The organism is Mycolicibacterium arseniciresistens (assembly GCF_030519285.1).
GTDB classification, from domain to species: domain Bacteria; phylum Actinomycetota; class Actinomycetes; order Mycobacteriales; family Mycobacteriaceae; genus Mycobacterium; species Mycobacterium arseniciresistens.
In genome coordinates this window covers 1-713 of record NZ_JAUMSQ010000568.1, presented here as the reverse complement: position 1 = coordinate 713, position 713 = coordinate 1, and the positions used below count along the sequence as shown (strand labels likewise).

The window sequence follows — 713 nt, the reverse complement described above, 5'->3', positions numbered from 1 at the left end:
TCGGCCGCGCCCGTGCTGCTGCTCGACGAACCGACCGCGCACCTGGACGCCGCCCTCGAGACCCGGGTGCTCGAGGCGATCACGGCGCGGGCACGCGCCGGGGCCACCGTGGTGGTGGTCGGACACCGCGATCCGGTGCTCGCGATCGGCGACCACGTGCTGCGCATCGGGGGTGATGTCGGTGCTGAAGTCGTTGCCGCGCGGTGACTTCCTCCGCCTGGCCGTCGCGCTGCTGCGGCCGCGGATCTCGCGACTGCTGGCGGCCACGGCGCTCGGGGTGCTGTCGCTGGGCAGCGCGCTCGCGCTGACCGCCGTGTCGGCGTGGCTGATCACCCGCGCATGGCAGATGCCGCCGATCCTCGACCTGACCGTGGCGGTCGTCGCCGTCCGGGCCCTTGGCATCTCCCGCGGTGTGTTCGGGTACTGCCAGCGGCTCGCCGCACACGACACCGCACTGCGCTCGGCCGGAAACGTCCGCGTCGACCTCTACCGGCGGCTGGCGTCGGCGCCCACGGAGGTCGTGATGCGCCTGCCCAGCGGCGAACTGGTGGCCCGCGCGGGCGCCTCGGTGGACGAGCTGTCCGATGTGCTGGTGCGCGCCGTGCTGCCGATCGCGGTGGCCGCGGTGCTGTCTGTGGCCGCGGTCGGACTGCTGGCAGTCATCTCCCCCGCCGCCGCCGGGGTGCTCGCGGTGTCCCTGCTGATCGCGGGCG

At 74.6% G+C, this 713-nt stretch carries 1 protein-coding gene and 1 pseudogene; both read left to right on the top strand.

What is annotated here, in order from left to right:
* Positions 1–207, top strand: a pseudogene (locus tag Q2100_RS31535) (thiol reductant ABC exporter subunit CydD); the annotation flags it as partial.
* A partial coding sequence (locus tag Q2100_RS31530) for an ABC transporter transmembrane domain-containing protein (RefSeq protein ID WP_302917163.1) occupies positions 182–713 on the top strand: 532 nt, incomplete at its 3' end. The pseudogene Q2100_RS31535 and the gene Q2100_RS31530, both read left to right, overlap by 26 nt.